The organism is Pseudoduganella namucuonensis, assembly GCF_900116645.1.
GTDB classification, from domain to species: domain Bacteria; phylum Pseudomonadota; class Gammaproteobacteria; order Burkholderiales; family Burkholderiaceae_D; genus Rugamonas; species Rugamonas namucuonensis.
The window spans coordinates 1-19,251 of sequence record NZ_FPBO01000025.1 but is presented as its reverse complement, the minus strand read 5'-3'; the positions used below and the strand labels follow the sequence as shown (position 1 = coordinate 19,251).

The 19,251-nt window shown below is 66.5% G+C and carries 13 protein-coding genes and 2 rRNA genes; 5 read left to right on the top strand and 10 right to left on the bottom strand.

Annotated features, from left to right (window positions below; all coding sequences use genetic code 11):
- Nucleotides 1–31: 31 nt before the first annotated feature.
- On the top strand, nucleotides 32–1,183 hold the full coding sequence (locus BM436_RS23115; RefSeq protein ID WP_093557898.1) for an OmpA family protein: 1,152 nt from the start codon (nucleotides 32–34) through the stop codon (nucleotides 1,181–1,183).
- A gap of 25 nt (nucleotides 1,184–1,208) precedes the next feature.
- Here the strand turns inward: BM436_RS23115 and BM436_RS23110 are convergent, their stop codons facing one another.
- Nucleotides 1,209–3,062, bottom strand: a complete 1,854-nt coding sequence (locus tag BM436_RS23110; RefSeq protein ID WP_093557897.1) for an ABCB family ABC transporter ATP-binding protein/permease — start codon at nucleotides 3,060–3,062, stop codon at nucleotides 1,209–1,211.
- Nucleotides 3,063–3,135: 73 nt separating this feature from the next.
- Between BM436_RS23110 and BM436_RS23105 the strand changes: the two genes are divergently transcribed.
- Together BM436_RS23105 and BM436_RS23100 are read left to right on the top strand one after the other, a co-directional pair.
- A complete protein-coding gene (locus tag BM436_RS23105; RefSeq protein WP_093557896.1) occupies nucleotides 3,136–3,579 on the top strand; it encodes an acyl-CoA thioesterase in 444 nt (147 codons plus the stop codon).
- Between the two features lie 4 nt (nucleotides 3,580–3,583).
- Nucleotides 3,584–5,266 carry an alkaline phosphatase D family protein gene (locus BM436_RS23100; protein ID WP_229490635.1) on the top strand — a complete coding sequence of 561 codons (1,683 nt, stop codon included), beginning with the start codon at nucleotides 3,584–3,586 and terminating at the stop codon, nucleotides 5,264–5,266.
- A 43-nt stretch (nucleotides 5,267–5,309) separates the two neighbouring features.
- Here BM436_RS23100 and BM436_RS23095 read toward each other — a convergent pair whose 3' ends face one another.
- The 4 genes from BM436_RS23095 to BM436_RS23080 all read right to left on the bottom strand — a co-directional run bounded on the left by BM436_RS23095 (nucleotide 5,310) and on the right by BM436_RS23080 (nucleotide 12,117).
- Entirely contained in the window at nucleotides 5,310–6,980 is a 1,671-nt protein-coding gene (locus tag BM436_RS23095; protein WP_093557894.1) for a long-chain-fatty-acid--CoA ligase, read from the bottom strand.
- 48 nt (nucleotides 6,981–7,028) lie between these two features.
- Complete coding sequence (locus tag BM436_RS23090; RefSeq protein WP_093557893.1) at nucleotides 7,029–8,726, bottom strand: long-chain fatty acid--CoA ligase; 1,698 nt, start codon at nucleotides 8,724–8,726, stop codon at nucleotides 7,029–7,031.
- A gap of 169 nt (nucleotides 8,727–8,895) precedes the next feature.
- Nucleotides 8,896–10,023 carry an aminopeptidase gene (locus tag BM436_RS23085; protein ID WP_093557892.1) on the bottom strand — a complete coding sequence of 376 codons (1,128 nt, stop codon included), beginning with the start codon at nucleotides 10,021–10,023 and terminating at the stop codon, nucleotides 8,896–8,898.
- Nucleotides 10,024–10,032: 9 nt separating this feature from the next.
- Nucleotides 10,033–12,117 carry a molybdopterin-containing oxidoreductase family protein gene (locus BM436_RS23080; RefSeq protein ID WP_093557891.1) on the bottom strand — a complete coding sequence of 695 codons (2,085 nt, stop codon included), beginning with the start codon at nucleotides 12,115–12,117 and terminating at the stop codon, nucleotides 10,033–10,035.
- A gap of 146 nt (nucleotides 12,118–12,263) precedes the next feature.
- Here BM436_RS23080 and BM436_RS23075 point away from each other — a divergent pair, with 146 nt between their 5' ends.
- Entirely contained in the window at nucleotides 12,264–13,460 is a 1,197-nt protein-coding gene (locus BM436_RS23075) for a M20 aminoacylase family protein (protein ID WP_093557890.1), read from the top strand.
- Between the two features lie 116 nt (nucleotides 13,461–13,576).
- Here the strand turns inward: BM436_RS23075 and BM436_RS23070 are convergent, their stop codons facing one another.
- Nucleotides 13,577–14,473, bottom strand: coding sequence for an NAD(P)-dependent oxidoreductase (locus tag BM436_RS23070; protein ID WP_259741440.1), 897 nt, complete (start codon nucleotides 14,471–14,473; stop codon nucleotides 13,577–13,579).
- Nucleotides 14,474–14,605: 132 nt separating this feature from the next.
- On the opposite strand from BM436_RS23070, the gene BM436_RS23065 reads away from it, so the two are divergent.
- Nucleotides 14,606–15,151, top strand: a complete 546-nt coding sequence (locus BM436_RS23065; protein ID WP_093557888.1) for an acyloxyacyl hydrolase — start codon at nucleotides 14,606–14,608, stop codon at nucleotides 15,149–15,151.
- Between the two features lie 6 nt (nucleotides 15,152–15,157).
- On the opposite strand, the gene BM436_RS23060 is transcribed toward BM436_RS23065, so the two are convergent.
- From BM436_RS23060 to BM436_RS23045, 4 genes are all read right to left on the bottom strand, one after another.
- Nucleotides 15,158–16,879: a M4 family metallopeptidase gene (locus BM436_RS23060; protein ID WP_093557887.1), complete on the bottom strand. Its 1,722-nt coding sequence runs from the start codon at nucleotides 16,877–16,879 to the stop codon at nucleotides 15,158–15,160.
- A 130-nt stretch (nucleotides 16,880–17,009) separates the two neighbouring features.
- On the bottom strand, nucleotides 17,010–18,737 hold the full coding sequence (locus BM436_RS23055) for a M4 family metallopeptidase (RefSeq protein ID WP_093557886.1): 1,728 nt from the start codon (nucleotides 18,735–18,737) through the stop codon (nucleotides 17,010–17,012).
- Nucleotides 18,738–18,920: 183 nt separating this feature from the next.
- Nucleotides 18,921–19,033: ribosomal RNA gene (rrf, locus tag BM436_RS23050) — 5S ribosomal RNA — on the bottom strand.
- A gap of 117 nt (nucleotides 19,034–19,150) precedes the next feature.
- Nucleotides 19,151–19,251, bottom strand: a 23S ribosomal RNA gene (locus tag BM436_RS23045); the annotation flags it as partial.

Below are 19,251 nucleotides of genomic sequence, written 5' to 3'. Positions count from 1 at the left end.
GCGCCCCGCCGCCACCATTCGAAAGCACATCATGAAACTAGCGAAACACCTCGGCGCGCTGAGCGCCATCGGCGGCGCCATGCTGGCCGGCCAGACGGCCCTGGCGGCCGAAGAACCGTTCGTCAACCCGGAATGGGCCGACCACGCCTGGTACATCGGCGCCGGCGCGGGCCAGAGCCGCGCCACCATCGACCGCGCCCGGCTGAGCCGCGGCCTGACCGCCAACGGCGCCACGCTGACCGGTTTCACCACCGACGAGCGCGAAGCGGGCTACAAGCTCCTGCTGGGCAAACAGCTGAACCGTTATTTCGCGCTCGAAGGCGCGTATTTCGACCTGGGCAAATTCGGCTTCAACGCGGCCACCTCGCAAGGCGGCGTGCTCAATGGACAGGCAGGATTCCGCGGCGCGAGCCTGGACCTGGTGGGCCAGTTGCCGCTGTCGGCGCGGTTCTCGCTGCTGGGACGCGGCGGCGTGAACTACGCCAGGACCAGCACCAGCTTCAGCGGCAACCGCCTGTTCGCGGTGACCGATCCGCAGCCGAGGCAGAGCAAGCTCAACGCCAAGGCCGGCCTGGGGCTGGAATACAAGTTCAGCGAGGCGCTGGCCCTGCGCGGCGAGGTCGAGCGCTACCGCGTCAACGACGCGGTGGGCAATCGCGGCGACGCCGACCTGTACTCGCTGAGCCTGGTCTACAAGCTGGGCCGGCCGGCCGCCAGCCCGGTCGTCCACGCTCCGGCGCCGGAGCCTGAACCGAGGATGGCCGCCGCGGCCCAGCCACCGGTGCCGGCGGCGGCACCGGCGCCGGCGCCGGTCGCGGTCTCCGAGAAGGTCACCTTCGCCGCCCAGACACTGTTCGACTTCGACCAGGCGCGGCTGAAACCCGAAGGCATGGCGGCGCTCGACCGCTTGCTGGCCAAGATGCAGGGCATGAACACCGAAGTGGTCGTCACGGTCGGCCACGCCGACGCGATCGGCAGCGACGAGTACAACCAGGCCTTGTCGCTGCGCCGCGCCGACGCGGTCAAGGCGCACATGGCCGGCGGGGGTGTCGAGGGGACGCGCATCTACACGGAAGGCAAAGGCGAATCCCAGCCGGAGGCCGACAACAAGTCCGCCGAGGGGCGCGCCAAAAACCGGCGCGTGACGGTGGAAGTGGTGGGCACGCGCGCGGTCACGCGTTAAGCCGGCGACCAGCGGGGCGCTTGCCTTAGCCGACCAGTTCCTCGTCGGTCGGCGAGGCCAGTTCCGCCTCGCCGCGGGCCTGCTGGCGCTGCCACATCTGCGCGTACAGGCCCTCGGCCGCGAGCAGGGCGTGGTGGGTGCCGCGTTCGACGATGCGGCCGTGGTCGAGCACGATGATCTGCTGCGCGTCCACCACCGTCGACAGGCGGTGCGCGATCACCATGGTCGTGCGGCTGCGCGCGATTTCCTTCAACTGCGCCTGGATCGCCTGTTCCGCCTTGGAGTCCAGCGCCGACGTGGCCTCGTCGAAAATCAGGATGGCGGGATTCTTCAGCAGCGTGCGCGCGATCGCCACGCGCTGCTTCTCGCCGCCGGACAGCTTCAAGCCCCGCTCCCCCACCATGGTCGCGTAGCCGTCCGGCAGGCTGGCGATGAAGTCGTGGATGGACGCCGCCCGCGCCGCCGCGATGATCTCGTCCTTGCCCGCCCCCGGCTTGCCGTAGGCGATGTTGTATTCGATGGTGTCGTTGAACAGCACCGTGTCCTGCGGCACGATGCCGATCGCGTGGCGTAGCGTTTCCTGCGTCAGCTCCCGCAGATCCTGGCCGTCGATGGTGATCGAGCCCGTGTTCACGTCGTAGAAGCGGTACAGGAGGCGCGACAGGGTGGACTTGCCAGAGCCGCTGTGGCCGACGATGGCCGTGGTGGTGCCGGCGGCGATGGTGAAGTCGACGTCGAACAGGATCTGCCGCTTGGACTCGTAGCTGAAGTCCACGTGCGAGAAGCGCACCTGCGCGCCCTGCGTCAGCAAGGGCTTGGCGTCCGGCGCGTCCGCCACCTCGCGGTTCTGGTCCAGCAGCGAGAACAGGCGCTCCATGTCGGCCAGGCTTTGCTTGATCTCGCGGTAGATCACGCCCAGGAAGTTCAGCGGGATGTAGAGCTGGATCATGAAGGCGTTCACCAGCACCAGGTCGCCCAGCGTCATCTTGCCGTCGATGACGCCCTGCGTGGCGCGCCACAGGATCAGCGTGACGGCGGTGGCGATGATCAGCGACTGCCCCGTGTTCAGGAAGGACAGCGAGGTCTGCGACTTGACGGCGGCCGACTCGTAGCGCTGCAGGCCCTCGTCGTAGCGCCTGGCCTCGTAGTCCTCGTTGCCGAAGTACTTCACCGTTTCAAAATTGATCAGCGAATCGATGGCCTTGGTGTTGGCCTTGGAATCGAGGTCGTTCATCGTGCGGCGGAAGTGCGTGCGCCAGTCCGTCACCAGCACGGTGAAGGTGATGTAGGACGCCAGCGCCACGAAGGTGATGGCGGTGAACCAGATGTCGTAGTGCGTGACCAGGTAGCCCAGCACCAGCGAGATCTCCACCAGCGTGGGCAGGATGTTGAACAGCGTGTACGAGATCAGCGAGCCGACGCCGCGGGTGCCGCGCTCGATGTCGCGCGTCATGCCGCCGGTCTGGCGGTTCAGGTGGAAGCGCAGCGACAGCGAATGCAGGTGGCGGAACACCTTCAGCGCGATGGTGCGCACCGCGCGCTGCGTCACGCGCGCGAACAGGAATTCGCGCAGCTCCGTGAACACCGTGGTCGACAGCCGCAGCAGGCCGTAGGCCACCAGCGCGCCCAGCGGCAGCACCAGCAGCGCCTGCGGATTGGTGGGCGAGACGCTCATGTCGTCCACCAGTTTTTTCAGCACCACCGGCACGCCCACGTTGGCCAGCTTGGCGCCGATCAGGCACAGGAGCGCGGCCAGCACCCGCCACTTGTACACCATCAGGTAGGGCAGCAGGGTTTTCAGGGTGGCCAGGTCGCTGCGCTGGGGCTTGCCGGCGGCGTCCGGCGGCGGAGGTAGGGATGGGGAGGACTGGCGGCGCATGGGGGACGGGCTTCCGTGGTTCGTGGATTACAATGCGATTTTGCCCAATTGTAGCCCTTAGCGAGAATCCACGATGACCAGCCCGACAAATACGGAAAAAGACGCCAGCGCCGAACGCCAGGGCCTGCCGCCAGGAAAGATGCCCGAGCTGCGCATGATGCCGGCGCCGTCCGACGCCAACGTCTATGGCGACGTGTTCGGCGGCTGGATCATGTCCCAGGTGGACATCGCCGGCTCGCTGCCGGCCACGCGCCGCGCCAACGGCCGCGTCGCCACGATCTCGGTGAACTCCTTCGTGTTCAAGAACCCGGTGTTCGTGGGCGACCTGCTGTCGTTTTACGCCGACATCGTCCGGGTCGGCAACACCTCGATCACCGTCAACGTGGAGGTGTACGCGGAACGCAACCGGCTGCAGGCCTGCACCGTGAAGGTGACCGAGGCCACGCTGACCTATGTGGCGACGGATTCGGACCGCAAGCCGCGCAAGGTGCCGCCTATCGAATCGCTGCTCGGCTGAGCGCGTGGCTGAAGGCATGGCCGACGGCGGCGACGGGGACCCGCGCCGGAGCGACGCCGGCGCGGCCGACCACCCCGGTTCCGGCCGGGCCGACCCGCGCGGTGCAGACGCCCGCCGCGCCTTCCTGCTGGCCGGCGCGCGCGTCGCCGCCCTGGCCGGAGCGGCCGCCGCAGGCGTCTCCCGCGCCGGGCCGCCGGCCGGCGCCGGCACTCGCGGCGCCTACCCTTTCACGCTGGGCGTCGCCTCCGGCGCCCCGCTGCCCAACGCCGTCGTCATCTGGACCCGCGTCCTGTACGACCCGCTGAACGCCGCCAGCACCCCGCCGGTGGCAATGGCGGTGCGCTGGGAGGTGGCAGAGGACGAGGCCTTCCGCGCCATCGCCGCCAAAGGCACGGCCACCGCCGCGCCGGACCTGGCGCACAGCGTGCACGTGGACGTGACCGGCCTGGCGCCGGGCCGCTGGTACTGGTACCGCTTCATGCTGGGTGACGCCGTCAGTCCCGTCGGCCGCACCCGCACCGCGCCCGCCTTGGACGCCATGCCCGCCGCGTTGAAGCTGGCCGTGGCCTCCTGCCAGCACTGGGAGTTCGGCAGCTACGCAGCGCACCGCCATATCGCCGCCGCCGCGCCGGAGCTGGTGGCCTTCCTGGGCGACTACATCTACGAGTGGGGTCCCTACCAGTCGAGGCATCCGGCGCGCGCGGTGCGCGTGGACGAAAGCTTCACGCTGGCCCAGTACCGCGCCCGCTACGCCCAGTACAAGAGCGACGCCGACCTGCAAGCCGCCCATCACGCCGCGCCGTGGATACTGGCCTGGGACGACCACGAGGTGGCCAACGACTACGCCGCCGACCGCGACGAGCGTCTCGACCAGGGCTTCGCCGCGCGCCGCGCCGCCGCGTACCAGGCCTGGTACGAGCACCAGCCGGTGCGCCTGAACGGCTCGGCGGGACGCTTCGGCGGCCTGCGCATGTACGAGCGCCACGACTGGGGACGGCTGGCGCGCTTCCACGTGCTGGACAACCGCCAGTACCGTTCGGCGCAGGCCTGCACCGTGGGGCGCGGCGGTTCCAGCTCGGTCTACCGGCGCGACTGCGCCGCGCTGGCCGACGCCGGCCGCACCATGCTGGGCGCGGAGCAGCAGCAATGGCTGGAGCGGGGCTTGAGGGAATCGAAGGCGCGCTGGAACATCCTGGCGCAACAGACGCTGATGGCGCAAAGCAGCCAGGTGCCGCTGGCGCGCGCGGCGGACGGCCGCTACTGGACCGACGGCTGGGACGGCTATCCGGCCGCGCGGCAAAAGCTGTACGACGCGCTGCAAGCTAGCGGCGCCGGCAATCCGCTGGTGCTGTCGGGCGACGTGCACACCTTCTACGCCGCCGAGCTGAGCCGCGACGCGCGGCGCCCGGTGGGCCCCGGCAACCCCTTGATCGCCACCGAGTTCTGCGGCACCTCGGTGACGTCCAGCTCGCGGCCGCAGGCGCGCACGCAGCAATACGTGGACATGAACGCGCAGCTGAAGTACGGCCGCAGCGACAAGCGCGGCTACATGCTGTTCGACATCCGCCCGGAGCGCGCCACGGTGCTGTTCCAGGGCCTGGACGACGTCCACAACCCCGCCACCGGCATCGCCACCCTCGCCTCGTTTTCCGTTGCCGATGGCAAAAAAGGGGTCAGGTTCGATTAACGCGAACCCGACCCCTTTTTCTAATGCGAACCTGACCCCTTTTTCAGGCGGCCTGTTTTTCGTCGCGCAGCTGGCGGCGCAGGATCTTGCCGACGTTGGTCTTCGGCAGCTCGTCGCGGAACTCGATGTATTTCGGCTTCTTGTAGGCGGTCAGCTCGTTCTTGCAGAACTCCTGGATCGCCTCGGCCGTCAGGTTCGGGTCCTTGCGCACCACGAACAGCTTGACCGCCTCGCCGGAATTCTTGTCCGGCACGCCGATGCACGCCACTTCCAGCACGCCCGGGTGGCCGGCGATCACGCCCTCGATCTCGTTCGGATACACGTTGAAGCCGGACACCAGGATCATGTCCTTCTTGCGGTCGACGATGCGGGTGAAGCCGCGCTCGTCCATGATGCCGACGTCGCCGGTCTTGAAGTAGCCGTCCGGCGTCATGGTCTTCTCGGTTTCCTCGGGACGCTGCCAGTAGCCGGCCATCACCTGCGGGCCGCGGATGGCGATCTCGCCGGCCTGGCCGAACGGCACCGGATTGCCGTCGTCGTCCAGGATGGCGATCTCGGTCGACGGGATCGGCAGGCCGATGGTGCCGGTGAATTCCTTGATGTCGACGCGGTTGGCGGTGGCCACCGGCGAGGTCTCGGACAGGCCGTAGCCCTCGATGATGGCGGTGCCGGTCAGCTTCAGCCAGCGGTCCGCCACCGCCTGCTGCACGGCCATGCCGCCGCCGTTGCAGATCTTGTAGCTGGAGAAGTCCAGCTTGGCGAACTCGGCGTTGTTGAGCAGCGCGTTGTACAGGGTGTTCACGGCCGGGAACACGGTGACCTTGTACTTGGCCAACTCCTTGACGAAGCCGGGGATGTCGCGCGGGTTCGGCACCAGCAGGTTCAGGCCGCCCAGGCGCATGCTCATGAAGCAACTGATGGTCAGCGAGTAGATGTGGTACAGCGGCAGCGCGCACACGAACACCGGCTGCTCGGCCTGCGGCTTCATCTGCAGCCACGCCTCGTTCTGCAGCACGTTGGAGACGACGTTGCTGTGCAGCAGCACGGCGCCCTTGGAGACGCCGGTGGTGCCGCCCGTGTATTGCAGGAAGGCGATGTCGCCGTGCTTCTGCTCGACGGGCTTGAGCGTCAGGCGCGCGCCCTCGGCCAGCACCTTCTTGAACGACACCGCCGACGGGATCGAATACGCCGGCACCATCTTCTTCACGTTGCGCACCACGAAGTTGACCAGCGCGCCCTTCAGGCCGCCCAGCAGGTCGCCCATGGCGCCCACCACCACGTGCTTGACCTTGGTCTGCGCCAGCACCTGCTCCACCGTGGTGGCGAAGTTCTCCAGCACGAAGATGGCCTCGGCGCCGGAGTCGTTCAGCTGGTGCAGCAGTTCGCGCGGCGTGTACAGCGGGTTCACGTTGACCACCGTGTAGCCGGCGCGCATGATGCCGGCCATCGCGATCGGGTACTGCAGCACGTTCGGCAGCATGATCGCCACGCGCGCGCCCTTGGCCAGGCCCTTGGACTGCAGCCAGGCGCCCAGTTGCCGGGACATTTGGTCCACCTCGCGGTAGGTGAGGAACTTGTCCATGCACACGTAGGCGTTGCGGTCGGCGTATTTTTGGAAAGACTCCTCCAGCAAATGCGTCACCGACTTGTACCGCGTCTTGTCTATTTCCGCCGGGACGCCCTGGGGGTAGGATTTCAACCAAATCTTGTCCATCTATAGCCTCGTATGTTTAATCAATTTTGCGCGTAACAGGGGACGGACTCACGCCGCCTGCTTTTTCTCCGCCGCCGGCTCGTCGCGCAGCGCGCGGCGCAGGATCTTGCCGACGTTGGTCTTGGGCAGTTCGTCACGGAATTCGATGTACTTCGGCTTCTTGTAGCCGGTCAGGTTTTCCTTGCAGTAGGCCATCAGCGTGTCCACGCTCAGGTTCGGGTCCTTGCGCACCACGAACACCTTGACCGCCTCGCCGGAATGCTCGTCCGGCACGCCGATGCAGGCGCATTCGAGCACGCCCGGATGCGAGGCCACCACGCCTTCCACCTCGTTCGGATAGACGTTGAAGCCGGACACCAGCACCATGTCCTTCTTGCGGTCGACGATCTTGACGTAGCCGCGCGCGTCCATGATGCCGACGTCGCCGGACTTGAAGAACCCGTCCGGCGTCATGACCTTGGCGGTTTCGTCGGGACGGTTCCAGTAGCCCGCCATCACCTGCGGGCCGCGGATGGCGATCTCGCCCGGCTGGCCCAGCGGCACCTCCTTGCCGTCGTCGTCCAGGATGACGATGTCGGTCGACGGCACCGGCAGGCCGATGGTGCCGGTGAACTCGGTGCTGTCGCCGCGGTTGCAGGTGGCCGTCGGCGAGGTCTCGGACAGGCCGTAGCCCTCGATGATGGGCACACCGGTGGCCTTCAGCCACTTGTCGTTGACGGCCTGCTGCACCGCCATGCCGCCGCCGTTGGCCAGCTTCAGGCCGGAGAAGTCCAGCTTGCCGAAATCGGGATGGTTCAGCAGCGCGTTGTACAGCGTGTTCACGGCCGGCAGCATGTTGAACTTGTAGTTGCCCAGCTCCTTGATGAAGCCGCCGATGTCGCGCGGGTTGGGGATCAGGATGTTGAGCGCGCCCATGCGCATGCCCCACATGGCGCAGGCCGTCAGCGCGAAGATGTGGTACAGCGGCAGCGCGCACACGATGGTCAACTGCTCGACCTGCGGCGGCTTGACCAGGCCGGGCTGCGCCCAGGCCTCGTTCTGCAGCAGGTTGGCGACGATGTTGCGGTGCGTGAGCGTGGCGCCCTTGGAGACGCCCGTGGTGCCGCCCGTGTACTGCAGGAAGGCGATGTCGGACGCCTGCAGCTCCACCGGCGTCAGCTTCAGCGAGCCGCCCTCGGACAGCGCGGCCTTGAAGCGCACCGCGTTCGGCAGCGAGAAGGCCGGCACCATTTTCTTGACGTTGCGGACCACGAAGTTGACCAGCATGCCCTTGGCGCCGCCCAGCATCTCGCCCATGCTGGCGACGACGATGTGCTTGACCTTGGTGCGCGGCAGCACCTGCTCCAGCGTGGTGGCGAAGTTTTCCAGGATGACGATGGCTTCGGCGCCGGAGTCGTTCAGCTGGTGCTCCAGCTCGCGCGGCGTGTACAGGGGATTGACGTTGACCACGGTGTAACCGGCGCGCAGGATGGCCGCGATGGCGACCGGGTACTGCAGCACGTTGGGCATCATCACGGCCACGCGGCCGCCCTTCTTGAGGCCGCGCCCCTGCAGCCAGGCGCCGAGGCGGCGGGAATACGCGTCCAGTTCGGCGTAGGTGAGGTACTTGCCCATGCAGACATAGGCGTTGCGTTGCGCGTACTTCTGGAACGACTCCTCCAGCAGATGCACCAGCGACCGGTACTGGGTCGGATCGATCTCCGTCGGCATGCCCGGCGGATATGACTGCAGCCAAATCTTGTCCATCCTGTGCCTCGTCTCTCTAGTAGTATTTTATGGTGGCAAAAAATAGTACGCTCGTACAGAAAATTAACTTAGATGCTATCGGGCTGTGGCAGAGTATGCAAGATATTTTGCTATTTTAGAACGTCACCTCTGTGGCAAAAACCACGCTGTCGATGCTGCGACGCAGCAATTACTGGACGGGCGAAACTACCGATTGCGTAGCCACCGTGTCGGGCGCCGGCGCCGGGGGCTGACCCAGCTGGTGAAGCCGCGCCTGCCGCTCGGCCAGCGTCAGATTGGCCATGCCTTGCACCGCAGCATAAAACTGCGGGAAGGTTTTGTGTTGCGCCAACAAGGCGCGGAAGCCGGGCAGAAAGTCATTATAGGTCGCCACCGAGGCCAGGTGGGCATTGTTCAACGATTCGGAGAAGAAGCGGTCGTAGCCCGCGTAGCCGCCCCAGGCGCCGTTGCGCAGCGCGTGGTACTCGGCCTTCAGCGAGGCGAAGATGCGCGCCTTCTCCTCGCGCTTCCTTTTGTCGCTGACCTTGCGCGCGTAGTTCTCGGCCAGCAGCTGGCGGTGCTTGACCAGCAGGCCCAGGAAGTCCTGGCGCCGCGCGCTGTAGCGCAGATAGCCCTCGCGCATGGCCTCGTTGCCGTAGATTTCCAGCCACTTGTTCACGCCCGCCTCCTCCACCGCAGTGGCGAAGGCCTCGTTGAAGCGCGAATCGCCCTGCATGTAGACCACCTGGTGCGCCAGCTCGTGGAACACCATGCGCGCCAGTTCGACGTCGGAGTAATGGATGAAGGAGGACAGCAGCGGGTCGCTGAACCAGCCCAGCGTGGAGTAGGCCGGCACGCCGCCCACCTGCACGTCGCTGCCCTCGGCGCGCAGCTCGTCGGCGTAGGCGGTGGCGTCCTCCTTGCTGTAGTAGCCGCGGTAGCTGACGCAGCCCGCGATGGGGAAGCACCACTGGATCGGCCGCAGCGACAGCTCCGGCGTGGCCACCACGTTCCACAGCACGTAGGGGCGCTTGAGGGCGGCGTAGTTCTTGTAGCTGGCGTTGTCCGGCAGGCCGAGTTCCTTGACGGCGAAGCGGCGTATCAGCAGCGCCTTTTCCAGGCGCGCCTTGAGATTGGGATCGGTGCCGGGGTCGCCCAGCCAATCCTCAATCGGGCGGGCGTCGGACCACAGGGCGTACTGGCCTTGCGCCGCCTGGAAGTAATACTTGAATTGCGCACAACCCGCCAGCATCGCCGCGCAAGCACATGCCGCCAGCCAGAACCTGGCGCGCCGTAATTGACTGACAAACTTGCGCATTTTTCACCTTCAAGCGGCTTTCTCCACCTGAACCAGTGTATCGTAAAAAGTCGGCGCGCGGCCCATATCGGTGAGCCGCTGGCTGGTGACCTCGTTGGCGTTCTTGCCATCCCCGGCCAGCTTTTTCCACCACACGGAAAGGCCGACCACCAGTCCCCGCCTGGCCTTATCCGTTACGCGGGCCTTGCAGACGAAGGAACCGCGATCGTTGTATATGCGCACCATGTCGCCGTCGGCGATGCCGCGCGCGGCGCCGTCCCCGGGGTGGATATCGAGGTGCGGCTCGCCCTCGGTGGCGCGCAGGCTGGTCACATTGACAAAACTGGAGTTCAGGAAGTTGCGGGCCGGCGGCGAGATCATCGCCAGCGGGTACTTCGCCGCCAGTTCCGGATTGCTGGCGCGCGACTCGTACGGCGCGATGTAGGCCGGCAGCGGATCCAGGCCGTCGGCCAGCATGCGCTCCGAATAGAACTCGCACTTGCCGGACGGCGTGGGGAAGCCGCCCCGCGCGAACGGCGCGTCCGGCATGTCCAGCCGCTGCCAGCCCTTTTGCTTGAGCGCCTCCCAGTCGAAATGGACGGCGCGCGCGTCGCGCTTGTCGAAGGCCTGCGCCGCCAGTTCGTCGTCGCTCTCGCGGAAGCACGGGTCGTCCATGCCCATGCGCGCGGCCAGCAGGCGGAAGATCTCGGTGTTGGCCTTGGCCTCGCCCATGGGCGCGATGGCGGCGTTGTTGGCCATCATGTACAAATGGCCATAGGAGGTGTGCGTGTCCACGTGTTCCAGCTGGGTGGTGGCCGGCAACACGATGTCGGCGTAGTCCGCGGTGTCGGTCTGGAAGTGCTCCAGCACCACCGTGAACAGGTCCTCGCGGGCGAAGCCGGCCGCCACTTTCGAGGAGTCCGGCGCGATCGCCAGCGGGTTGGCGTTGTACACGATGACCGCCTCCACTTGCGGCCCGAATTCGGGCGAGGCGGCGCGCAGCAGGTCGTCGCCGATGGTGCTCATGTTGATGGTGCGCGGCGGCTTGCCGGCGTCGGGCAGCAGGTCCGGGCGCTGCAGCGCGGGCTTGTTGGTCGGGAACGAGCCGGACGACGACAGCTGCATCCCGCCCGCCGGGTGGCGCCAGGCGCCCACCAGCGCCGGCAGGCAGGCGATGTTGCGCACCGCCATGCCGCCGCCGCGCACGCGCTGCACGCCGTAGTTGGCGCGGATGGCGACCGGCTCGCCGTCCCGCGCCATGCGGCCGTACAGGCGCGCCAGCTCCACCACCTCCGCCACCGTGATGCCGCAGGTCTCGGCCACGCGCTCCGGCGTCCACTCGGCGGCGCGCCCCTTCAATTGCTCGAAGCCCTGCGTGTATTGCGCGATGTAGTCGTGGTCCAGCAGGTCCTCGGCGATCAGCACGTGCATCATGCCCAGCGCCAGCGCCGCGTCCGTACCCGGCAGCAGGGCGATGTGCTGGTGGCACTTCTCGGCCGTCAGGGAGCGGTAGGGGTCGATGGCGATCAGCTTCGCGCCGTTGCGCTTGGCGGCCTGCGCGCGGGTCCAGAAATGCAGGTTGGAGGCGATCGGGTTGCCGCCCCAGATCAATATCAGCTTGGCGTGCTGGAACTGCTCCATGTCGGTGCCGACCGAGGCGCCCACCGTGTACTTGTAGCCGGTGGCGCCGGCGGAGGCGCAGATGGTGCGGTCCAGCAGCGAGGCGCCCAGCTTGTGGAAGAAGCGGCTGGACATGGATTCGCCCTGCACCAGCCCCATGGTGCCGCAATAGCTGTACGGCAGGATGGCCTCCGGCGCGCGCGCGGCGATCGGCTTCAGCCTGGCGGCGATGGCGTCCAGCGCCTCGTCCCAGCCGATGCGCTCGAATTTCCCCTCGCCCTTCGGGCCGACGCGGCGCAGCGGGTACAGCAGCCGGTCCGGGTGGTAGGTGCGCTCGGCGTAGCGCGCGACCTTGGTGCACAGCACGCCGGCGGTGGTGGGATGGCCGGGGTCGCCCTTGACCTCGGTGGCGACGCCGTCCTCGACGGTGACGATGAGGGCGCAGGTGTCGGGACAGTCGTGCGGGCAGGCGGCGCGGACGTGGGTGGTGGTCATGATGGGTCCAGGATGCGAACGGGAAACCGCTATCGTAAACGATCGCGGGCCGCGCCATGCGGGCCGCCCAAGCGCGCCTTGCTAAGGCTACAATACAGTATCGCTGGACGCGCCTCGCGCGCAGAGCAGAATACTGGAGAGCCCAAGTGAAACTTGTTGAACCCATTATTGCATTTCAGTCCGAATTGCAGCAAATCCGGCGCGACTTGCACGCCCATCCCGAGCTGTGCTACGAGGAGCGGCGCACCTCCGACGTGGTGGCCGCCAAGCTCGCCGAGTGGGGCATCCCCGTGGTGCGCGGCCTGGGCCTGACGGGCGTGGTCGGCGTCATCAAGAACGGCACCTCGGAGCGCGCCATCGGCCTGCGCGCCGACATGGACGCGCTGCCGATGCAGGAGGTCAACACCTTCCCGCACGCCTCGCGCCACCCCGGCAAGATGCACGCCTGCGGCCACGACGGCCACACCGCCATGCTGCTGGGCGCGGCCCGCCACCTGGCGCGGCAGCGCGATTTCGACGGCACCGTGTACCTGGTGTTCCAGCCGGCCGAGGAGGGCGGCGCCGGCGCGCGCCGCATGATCGAGGACGGCCTGTTCGAGCGTTTCCCGATGGAAGCGATTTACGGCATGCACAACTGGCCCGGCCTGGCCACCGGCACGCTGAGCGTGACGGCGGGGCCGATGATGGCGTCGAGCAACGAATTCCACGTGACGGTGCGCGGCAAGGGCGCCCACGCGGCCCAGCCGCACAACGGCATCGACCCCATCATGATCGCGATCCAGATCGCGCAGGCCTGGCAGACCATCATCACCCGCAACAAGAGCCCGCTGGACACGGCGGTGCTGTCGATCACGCAGATCCACGCCGGCAGCGCGACCAATGTGATCCCGGACGAGGCCAAGCTGATCGGCACCGTGCGCACCTTCACCACGCCCGTGCTGGACCTGCTGGAGAACCGCATGCGGGCGCTGGCCGAGCACATCGCCGCCGGCTTCGACGCGGAGGTGGACTTCGTCTTCAAGCGCAACTACCCGCCGCTGGTCAACCATGAGAAGGAGACGCGCTTCGCGGTGGAGGTGATGAAGGCGGTGGTGGGCGAGGGCAATGTCAACGAGCGCATCGAGCCCACCATGGGGGCGGAGGATTTCGCCTTCTTCCTGCAGGAGAAGCCGGGCTGCTACATCTTCATCGGCAACGGCGAGGGAGAACACCGCGACGGCGGCCACGGCCTCGGGCCCTGCGTGCTGCACAACGGCAGCTATGACTTCAACGACACGCTGCTGCCGATCGGCGCCAGCTTCTGGGTCGAGCTGGTGGAGACCGCGCTGCCGCTGGCGAAGTGAATATCCGCCGCTGGCCCGCATGCATCCGGCGGGCCGGCTTGCCCCGCCCTACGAACAACCACGGAACCGTAGGGCGGGGCTTTAGGCCCGCCCTACGCATGCGGGGAATCAACACGTCAAGGCAACTGATCGGGTCCCGCCCCAACCCGATGCCCGGTGTTGAGCTGCTCCAGCGCCAGCAGCGCCGCCGAATGGTCGGCGTGCGGAAACATGTCCTCGATCGCCTCGTAGCGCTGCGTCACCAGGTTGGTGACCGGCAGTTCCACGCCCGCGTCGGCCGCCGCCGCGAGGATGTTGTGCTGGTCCTTGATCTGCGTCTTGACCTGCCCGCCCGGCATGAAATTGCGCTCCAACATGCGCTGGCCGTGCACCTCGAGGATGCGGCTCTCGGCGAAGCCGCCCCGTATCGCCGTGCGCACCGCCGCCGGATCGGCGCCGGCCGCCTGCGCCAGCAACAGCGCCTCCGCCACGATGTTCAGGGTCGCGCCCACGATCAACTGGTTGCACAGCTTGGCCACCTGGCCGCTGCCGGCCGGGCCCACCAGCGTGGAGCGTCCCATCGCCGCGAACACCGGCTCGGCGCGCGCGTAGTCCTCCGCGCCGCCGCCGGCCATGATGGCCAGCGTGCCCGCCTGCGCGCCACCCACGCCGCCGGACACCGGCGCGTCGATGAAGCGGCAGCCGCCCGCCGTCAGGCGCACGTGGAAGCTCAGCGCCTCGGACTGGCGCGTGGAGCTCATGTCCACCCACAGCGCGCCGGGACGCAGCGCGGGCAGGGCCGCCTCGATCACCAGGCCGACCACCGGCCCCGCCTCCAGCATCGAGATGACGATGTCGGCCGACGCCACCGCGTCCGCCAGGTTGGCCACCGGGGTGGCGCCGAAGGCCCGCAGCGCATCAGCCTTACCGGCCGTGCGGTTCCAGACGGTGACGGGAAAACCGGCCGCCAGCAGGCGCCGCACCATCGGCTCCCCCATTAAGCCGATGCCGAGAAATGTGATTTGCGTAGACAATGGAACTACTCCATAGTGAGGAATGAGGAAGCATTCGACTCATCTTAGCGTGTCCGGAACGATTTTGTGAATCTCGGTAAAATGAAGTACTGCTATATAACTCGAGATATGGCACCGACCCAGAAAGAGCCTATGTATATCAAACATATCATCGCGGCGAGCGCCGCGCTTTTGGCCGTGCAGGCCAGCCACGCGGCCGACAGGATGTTCGACACGGTGTACGGCGAATTCGCCAGCGGATCCAAGATCCGCATGGCGCGCGCCGGCGCCACCGCCGACTGGAACAAGCAATGGTTCCAGTCCAACGGCACCAGCCTCTCCGGCTATTGGGACGCCAGCGTCGGCGCCTGGCGCGGCACGCAGGCGCGCAACATCCCCGGCGCGCACCAGAACATCGTCGACATCGGCTTCACGCCGGTATTTCGCTTCCAGAGCGACAGCAAGAAGGGCTTTTACGCGGAGGCCGGCATCGGCCTGCACCTGCTGTCCAAGACCTACAACAACAACGACGACAGGCTGTCCACCGCCTTCCAGTTCGGCGACCACATCGGCGTGGGCTATGTGTTCAACAACAACTGGGAAGTCGCGCTCAAGATGCAGCATTACTCCAACGGCGGCATCAAGAAGCCCAACAGCGGCGTGGACTACGGCGTCGTGAAAGTGGCCTACCGCTTCTGACGCCCCCTACTCGGCGATGTCGCTGCCGACGTTGATCGCCGCGTACGCGCGCTGCACCGCCTTCGCCTCCGCGCTGTTCACGCCATACAGCTCCTGCGCCGCCGCCAGCACTTTCAGGCGCGCGTCGGCGTAACCGGTGGACGAGGTGAACTTGGTGGTCAGCGCCTTGAACCAGATGCGATACGCCTTGTCCAGACCGATGCCGGTCATCGCCAGCGGCGCCTTGGTCAGGTACTTGCTGTAGTACTCGCTGGTGCCGCTGGCGCTGGAACCCCTGGCCAGGAAGTAGAACATGCGGTTGTTCGGCCCACTGCTGTAATGCACGTCCAGGCTTTTCAGCGTCGTGCTCCAGGCGTCCGGGCTGCGGCCATCCTTGCTCGGCTTGTACATCCAGCGCAGCGGCTGGCCGCTCTTCGAAATCTCCTTGCCCAGCACCCAGTCGTTGGTCCCCGGCGAAGGCAGCACGGCGCCGGTGCCGCCCGCGCGCGCGTAGGCCTCCACGGCCTCGCCGGCGATATCCGAGGCCGATTCATTCAGGCCGCCGGACTCGCCGCGGTACACCAGGCTGGAGGTGGCTGCCGTGATGCCATGGCCCATCTCGTGGCCGATCACGTCGATCGCCCCCAGGCTGTTGAAGTAGCTGCCGCCGTCGCCGATGTACATGCACTTGCAGGTGTCCGAGTAGTAGGCGTTGTCGTAGGCGGTGTTCACGTGCGCCGCGATGTAGGTCGCGGTGTTGTTCCCGTCCAGCGATTGCCATCCCAGCACGTTCTTGTGCATGTCGTAGGTGTTCATCAGGCCCCACATCGCGTTGACGGCGGCGGTCTGGCCGTTGGCGTTGGTGGTGCTGCCGCCGGCGATGTACTGCTTGCCGTCGCCCCAGGTGTTGCTGGTGTTGGTGTAGACGCTGCCGGCGCTGGTGGTGTGGTTGGCGTTGGTGACCGCCATGGCGCCGAACGTGCCGCGTGTGCCGCGCGTGGCGTCGGCCATCCGGTAGGTCGTGCCGCTCAGGGTGGTGTTGATGGGGACGACGCCGCTGTACTGGCTGTTGCCGGTGCCGACCACGTGCTGCAGCATGCTCCATTGCTCCAGCACCGCGCCGTCGTCCGCACCGACGATGGTGTTGTGGTACACGGGCTGATTGCCGTTGGCCATGCGGGTCTGCACCAGGTAGGCCAGCTTGTAGCTGTCGACCACCTCGACCACGTCGAGCGCATTGAGTTCGCTTTCCGCCTTGTTCAGCGCCTCCGGCACGCGCTGCGTCTTCATGACCGGGTAGATGATCAGTTCCGCGCTGGGGGCGTCGATCTGCGCGCTGTAGGCGCCCACCGCGCGCAGGGCGGCCTTGATCGCCTCCTTCTGCTGGAACCTGGGCTTCACGCTCATGCGTTTCGCGGCCAGGTCCTTGCGGCGGTCGGCCACCGATTCGCTGACGATATTGCCGCCCTCGTCGCTGACCACGACCGATTCCGATTCGAACACGCGCACGCCCTTGTAGGTGTGCTGCATGCGGCTGATGGCCGTGCCGCGCGCGCCGGGATGCTGGCTGGCGATGACGAAGCCATGGTCGCTATCCAGGCCGCGCATGCCGCGCTCGTTGTTCAGGGCGCTGACCAGGCGGGCCTTGTCCTGCTGGGAAAAGGAAGCGGGATCGCCCATGATGGGCGCGGCGTGGGCCTGGGCTGCGATCGCCGCCAGGATGGCGGCGGCGAGGGTGCGATTGGGCATGATTCCTCCTTTGCGTACTCGGCCATTGTCGGCGAAAACGCGGCGTCCGGAGTGTTGCCCAGATGTAAAACGAGGTAAAGACGGACGCCGGGGCCGGCCTGGCGGCCCACCCTGGCGTCCCGCGGCGGGCTTACTCGGCGATGTCGGCGCCGACGTTGATGGCCGCGTACGCGCGTTGCACCGCCTTCGCCTCCGCGCTGTTCACGCCATACAGCTCCTGCGCCGCCGCCAGCACTTTCAGGCGCGCGTCGGCGTAGTTGGTGGACGAGGTGAACTTGGTGGTCAGCGCCTTGAACCAGATGCGGTACGCCTTGTCCAGGCCGATGCCGGTCATCGCCAGCGGCGCCTTGGTCAGGTATTTGCTGTAGTAGTCGCTGGTGCTGCTCGAATTCGAACCCTTGGCCAGGAAGTAGAACATGCGGTTGTTCGGGCCGCTGCTGTAGTGCACGTCCAGGCGCTTGAGCGAGGTGCTCCACGCGTCGGGGCTGCTGCCATCCTTGCTTGGCTTGTACATCCAGCGCAGCGGCTGGCCGTTCTTGGCGATCTCCTGGCCCATCATCCAGTCGTTCGCGCCGGGGGACGGCAGCGTGGCGCCGGCGCCGCCGGCGCGCGCGTAGGCTTCCACCGCCTCGCCCGCGATGTCGGAGCCGGATTCATTCAGGCCGCCGGACTCGCCGCGATACGCCAGGTTGGAGGTGGCGGCGGTGATGCCGTGGCCCATTTCATGGCCGATCACGTCGATCGAACCGAGGTTGTTGAAGTAGCTGCCGCCATCGCCGATGTACATGCACTTGCAGGTGTCCGAGTAATAGGCGTTGTCGTAGGCGGTGTTCACGTGCGCGGCGATATAGGTCGCGGTGTTGTTCCCGTCCAGCGATTGCCATCCCAGCACGTTCTTGTGCATGTCGTAGGTGTTCATCAAGCCCCACATCGCGTTCACGGCGGCGGTCTGGCCGTTGGCGTCGGTGGTGCTGCCGCCGGCGATGTACTGCTTGCCGTCGCCCCAGGTGTTGCTGGCGTTGGTGTACACGCTGCCGGCGCTGGTGGTGTGGTTGGCGTTGGTGATGGCCATCGCGCCGAAGGTGCCGCCGGTGCCGCGGCTGCCGTCGATCATCTTGTAGGTGGTGCCGCTCAGCGTGGTGTTGATGGGCACCGAGCCGTTGTACTGGCTGTTGCCGGTGCCGACCACGTTCTGCACCATGTTCCATTGCTCGAGCACCGAACCGTCCTGCGCGTTGACGATGGTGTTGTGGTACACGGGCTTGTTGCCGTTGGCCATGCGGGTTTGCACCAGGTAGGCCAGCTTGTAGCTTTCCACCGCCTCGAACACGTCCATCGCGTTCAATTCGCTTTCCGCCTTGTTCGCGGCTTCGGCCACGCGGTAGGTCTTCATGACCGGGTAGATGATCAGCTCCGCGCTGGGCGGATCGATCTGCGCGCTGTACGGGCCCACCGCGCGCAGGGCCGCGTTGATCGCGTCCTTTTGCTGCAGCCGCGGCTTCACGTTCATGCGTTTCGCGGCCAGGTCCTTGCGGCGGTCGGCGATCGACTCGCTGACGATATTGCCCGCGTCGTCGCTGACCACCACCGACTCCGACTCGTAGACCCGCACGCCCTTGTAGGTGTGGTTCAGGCGGCTGATGGCCGTGCCGCGCGCGCCGGGGTGCTGGCTGGCGATGGCGAATCCATGGTCGGCATCGAGGCCGTGCTTGCCGCGCTCACCGTTCAGGGTGCTGACCAGGCGTGCCTTCTCTTGCGGGGAAAACGCCGCGGGACCGCCCATGACAGGGGCGGCCTGGACCGCGGTGGCTACGGTGGCCGCGATGGCGGCGGCTATCAAGGTCTTGCGTATGGCCATAGTCTCTCCGTTGTAGGGCCGGACGGCGTGATCGCCATCTCGTCAGCGGAGGTTAGCGGGACGCGGCGGACCAAGTCAAAAAAGACGGAAATTGAGACGGAAATGTGGAAAGTGTCTTGAATGAGACACTGAAAAGCGAAAAACCCCGCCGGCTCTCGCCAACGGGGTTTTTCTGTATAACTAGCCTGACGATAACCTACTTTCACACTGGTTGCAGCACTATCATCGGCGCAAAATCGTTTCACGGTCCTGTTCGGGATGGGAAGGGGTGGGACCGATTTGCTATGGTCATCAGGCTTTGACTTGTCGCGCCGGGCTCTATGGAGCCCGGCTGCAATCCGGAGGAAGTAAAGTTGTTGGGGTATATCGTAGTAACTCAAACACAGGGTAATGCTCATAACCGTCAAGGTTATAGGGACAAGCCTTACGGGCAATTAGTACTGGTTAGCTTAACGCATTACTGCGCTTCCACACCCAGCCTATCAACGTCCTGGTCTCGAACGACCCTTCAAGG